3 protein-coding genes are annotated in these 4,363 nt (G+C 71.6%); 1 reads left to right on the forward strand and 2 read right to left on the reverse strand.

From position 1 onward, the window contains the following. Positions 1-48: 48 nt before the first annotated feature. A complete protein-coding gene (locus LCD33_RS19325) occupies positions 49-1,062 on the reverse strand; it encodes a LysR family transcriptional regulator (RefSeq protein ID WP_224958625.1) in 1,014 nt (337 codons plus the stop codon). Positions 1,063-1,214: 152 nt separating this feature from the next. On the opposite strand from LCD33_RS19325, the gene LCD33_RS19330 reads away from it, so the two are divergent. Beyond that, positions 1,215-2,264, forward strand: a complete 1,050-nt coding sequence (locus LCD33_RS19330) for a YncE family protein (RefSeq protein ID WP_224958627.1) — start codon at positions 1,215-1,217, stop codon at positions 2,262-2,264. A gap of 181 nt (positions 2,265-2,445) precedes the next feature. Here LCD33_RS19330 and LCD33_RS19335 read toward each other — a convergent pair whose 3' ends face one another. Next, a complete protein-coding gene (locus LCD33_RS19335; RefSeq protein WP_224958628.1) occupies positions 2,446-4,257 on the reverse strand; it encodes a sialidase in 1,812 nt (603 codons plus the stop codon). Between the last annotated feature and the right edge of the window lie 106 nt (positions 4,258-4,363).

Consider the following 4,363-nt stretch of genomic DNA (forward strand, 5'->3'; position numbering starts at 1 on the left):
GCCCGGGTGCGGATCGCGCACCCGGGCACCGGTCGGAGGAGCGGGAGGTCAGCCGCCGTACTCCGGGACGTAGCTGATCCGGTCGTCACCGTTGGCGGTGTCGCCCTGATCGCCGATGACCTCATCGGTCGTTCCCGTGCCGCGCGGCGTGGCGGGCACGAGGTCGGCCGGGCGCTGCCGAGCGAGCATGCCGCGGACGTGCTCGCGGAACCACCGGTGCGCGCGATCGGCGTCGTTGCGCGGGTGCCAGGCCATGCCGATCTCGATCGGCGGGATGTCCAGCGGCACGGGGAAGGTGCGCAGCCCGAGCGCGTTGAGCCAGTCGGCCGCGGGAGCTCCGGGCAGGGCGAGGCAGACGAGGTCGGTCGTCCTGGCCAGGAGCATCGCGCTGGTGTGACCGGGCACGGTGATCGGGACCCGGCGGCGCAGCCCCTGCTCGGCCAGCGCCGTGTCGATGGGTCCGTGGCGCTTGCCGGTGCGGGACGTGCTGATGTGGTCGGCTTCGGCGAACCGGCGGGCGTCGATGGGACCGTCGAACAGCGGATGGCCCTGCCGGGCCACGCCCACGAGTGCCGTGGTGATCAGCCGGTCGGAGCACGTCTCCGGGTCGAGGTGGCCGAGCACGCCCAGTTCCAGGTCCACCACGCCCTGCCGGAGCGCGGGAGTGCCCTCGAACGACTCCGGCAGGAAGACGACGCTCACGTGCGGGGCCTGCGACCGGAGCGTGGAGATCAACGGCGCGGCGAGCCCGGCGAGCAGGAAGTCGCCTGCCTGCACGGTGAACACCCGGTGCAGCGTCGCCGGATCCGGGACGTCGGTGGCGGTGAGCACCGACTCGGACCGCTCGATGAGCGCCCGCACCTCGCCGCGGAGTTCGAGGGCTCGTGCCGTGGGTTGCAGCGCCTGCCCGGCGCGGACGAGCAGCGGATCTCCCACGATCCGCCGGAGGCTCGCGAGCTTCCGGCTGACCGCGGCCGGTGAGGTGCCGAGCCGTTCGGCCGCCCTGGTCACGCTGTTGTCCGCGAGCAGGGCATCGAGCACCAGCAACAGGTTCAGGTCCACGCGCGCCTCCACCATCTTTTCGCTGAGGGCAATGATTCCATGCTGATCTTTGCATTGCCGGCATCGATCGGCCCGGCCAGGCTTGAGGGTGTTCGCACGGCGCGGATCGCTGACCGCGCCGTCCTCGGAAACGTCCTGAGAGGGAACCGATCATGCGAAGTCCCGCCAAGACAGGGAGATCCGGCGACGTGCTGGCCGTGGTGAGCCAGAGCGGTTCCACCGTGTCGTTCTTCGACGCCGAGTCCGACCGGGGCGTCGGCGTCGTCGAAGTGCCGCCCGAACCGCACGAACTGCTGTTCGACCCGACCCACCGCGTGCTGTGGTGCACGCACACCTACCGATCGGGCTATTACCACGCGAACGCGGGCCGGCGCAGCGAAATCACCGCGATCGACCCGGACGGCAAGCAGATCATCGACGTGGTCGACCTCGCCCCCGAGCACGCTCCGCACGGCCTGGCCCTCGACGCCGACCGCGGCCGGCTGTACGTGAGCGTCGAGGGCGCGCCGGGCCGGTCCGGCGGCGTGGTCGTCGTCGACACCGGCTCGCGCAAGCCCCTCGGCCGGATCGACACCGGAGCGCCCGGCCCGCACTGGTTCGCGATCGGCCCGGACGGCACGACGGGGTACGCCACCAACAAGGAGGCGCCGTTCGTCTCCGTCGTCGATCTCGTCGCGGGCGAGCTCGTGGGCCGAGTCGAGGTCCCGGGCAGCGAAGGGCTGGCGGTGTCGGCGGACGGCGCCCGCGTGTACGTCGGGGGACCGTACGTCTCGTTCACCGAGGACGGCTCCGCGAACGCCAACGGCGTCCGGGTCATCGACGCGGAGACCCGAACCGTCGCCGAGGTGCTGCCGACCGAGAACCGGGTGATGCCGGTGCACCTCACCGCGGGTGGGAAGTTGCTGGTCGGGGAGCTCCGGCCGCGGCCGGCCGCGGCCGCCGGCGTGACCGGGCAGGATCCCGGGCGGCTGGTGGTGTTCGCGGCGGACGGCCACGAGCGGCTGGGGGAGCTGGAGATCGGCCGGAGCCCGCTCACCATCACCTCTTCGCCGGACGGCGCCCTCGGTTACGCGTCCTGCGTCGTCGACTCCGCGGTGGACGTCGTCGACCTGGATTCGCTGCGAGTGCTTACCCGGATCCGCGTCGCGAAGGCCGGGGACGCCGGCGCGCACGGCCTCGCCTACGTCCCGTGCGCCGGGTGAGACGGCGACGGCGGCCGGTTCGCGCGGCGGTGTCGCACGTCCCCGGAACGCGCCGGGGGGGGGGGGGGGGGGGGGCGCCCCCCCCCCCCCGGCCGGCGGGGGGGGGGGGGGGGCCGCGCGGCCGGCGGCGGGGGCGCGGGGGGGGATCGCGCACCCGGGCACCGGTCGGAGGAGCGGGAGGTCAGCCGCCGTACTCCGGGACGTAGCTGATCTGGTTGTCACCGTTGGCGGTGTCGCCCTGATCGTTGATGACCTTGTCGATCGTTCCCGTGCCGCCCAGCGAGACGGACACGAGGTCGTGCATCTTGACGCCCGGGTTCACCGGAACCTCGAACGAACGCGCGGCCGTGACCTCGGGGTTCGTGTCGAAGAAGCAGTAGCTGCCCAGGCCCCACGCCTCGTGGTCGGTGACGTCGTCGGCGACCTTGTACGCCGCCCAGCCGCCGTCGCCGCCCCACGCCGCCTGGTCCGGCGGGTCGTAGGGGAACTCGTTCTGGAAGAAGTAGGTGCGGCCGCCGTTGCCGTTCCACACCACGTTGTTCTTCTGGTAGTGCTCCACGAACAGGCCGTGCGCGGTGACGTTGTCGCCGTTCACGATCAGGCCGGTCTCGGCGGTGTTGACGTCCCAGCCGACACCGTCGCCGTGGTCGGCGCGCCACATCCACGAGTGGTCGAGCAGCACGTCGTTGCTGTTGACGGTCAGCGTGTTGGTCGCCTTGCCCACGCCGGGGCCGCCGATCCGGAAGAACACGTCCGAGAGCTGCGTCGGGTTCTCCGCGTGGCTCTGGTCCGCGCCCTCCTCGCCGAGGGTCATCAGCGACGGCGAGTTCTGCTCACCGGCGTCGATGAACAGCCCGGCCAGCTTCACGCCGTCCACATCGGCCACCGACACCGCGGGCTTGCCGGTGTCGGGGACGAGCGAGGCCATGCCGATGCCGAGCACCACGGTGTCCGGGTTGTCGACCTTGATGGTGTCGTCGAGGTGGTAGACGCCGGGGGTGAACAGCAGGTGCTTGCCCTCGGCCAGCGCCGCGTTGATCGTCGCGGCGTTGTCGCCCTCCTTGGCGACGTAGAAGTCCGCCAGCGAGATCTGCTCACCTTCCGGTGCGCCGTTCGCCCAGCTGACCCCTTGGGTGTTCTCCCGCAGCGCGGGCACGAACACGTTGTAGCCGCCGTCCTCGCCGATGTTCAGGAACGGCTTCTCCCGCAGCTTCGGGGTTTCCGGCACGTTGGTGTGCGACGGGTCCGGGAAGTGCTGCTCGGGAGCGCCGACGGTGCCGGTGAACATCATGTTCCACACCGAACCGTCCCAGCCGCCGGCCAGTTCGCTGTTGCGGGTGAGGAACTGCTGCTGCGAACCGGACTCGACCAGGCCGTCGATCTTGGAGTCGGCGATGTAGCCGCCGCTGGCCCAGCCGTCGTACCCGTTCCACAGCTGCATCTGACCGCGCATGTGCATCCGGCGGTACGGAGCGGCCTGGGACACGGCCCAGCGCTCGATCTCGCCGTCGGGCGGCGTGACCGAGAGGTTCTCCGCGGTGCGCCAGAAGTTCTGCGTGGCGTTGCCCTCGCCCAGCCAGTCCGCCTCGACCCGCACGTGGCCGTTCAGGTTCACGTCGTCGGGCGACATGCCCAGGCCGGCGACCTGCGTGTTGAAGCCGAGGTTCACGTCGGCCGAGTAGTCGCCGGGCTGGAACAGCACGGCGTCGCGCTCGGGACCGAACTGGTTGGTGTGCTGGCGCTCGGCGATCTCGTCGAGCTTGCCCTGCAACTCGCCCGCGGGAGTGGACGGGGTGGCGATGTAGGTGTTGGGACCGAAGTCCGGGTTCTTCGGGTCGGTGTCGCGCACCGCCTGCGCCGGTTGCGGCGCCGGAGCCTGCGGCTCTGCCCCCGCGGCGGTGACGGTGACGAGCCCTGCGGCCACGGCCGACGCGGTCGCCAGCGCCAGCACCGCCTGCCGCGGGCGGGTCTCGGTTCTACCGAAGATCTTCATGCTGCTGCCTGTCTGACGGGGCGGGGGTCTGCGACCCCTCGCGGTTGAATCCTTGGGGAGCGGGAGATGTCCGGTGTCGTGGGCTCCTTCCTGGGGCGGCGTGCTG

The organism is Saccharopolyspora sp. 7B, assembly GCF_020177435.1.
GTDB lineage: Bacteria > Actinomycetota > Actinomycetes > Mycobacteriales > Pseudonocardiaceae > Saccharopolyspora_C > Saccharopolyspora_C gregorii.

Excerpts from the sequence above, each read along its gene's own strand:
- LCD33_RS19330 (WP_224958627.1), top strand. The coding sequence starts at position 1,215 with ATGCGAAGTCCCGCCAAGACAGGGAGATCCGGCGACGTGCTGGCCGTG.
- LCD33_RS19335 (WP_224958628.1), bottom strand. The coding sequence starts at position 4,257 with ATGAAGATCTTCGGTAGAACCGAGACCCGCCCGCGGCAGGCGGTGCTG.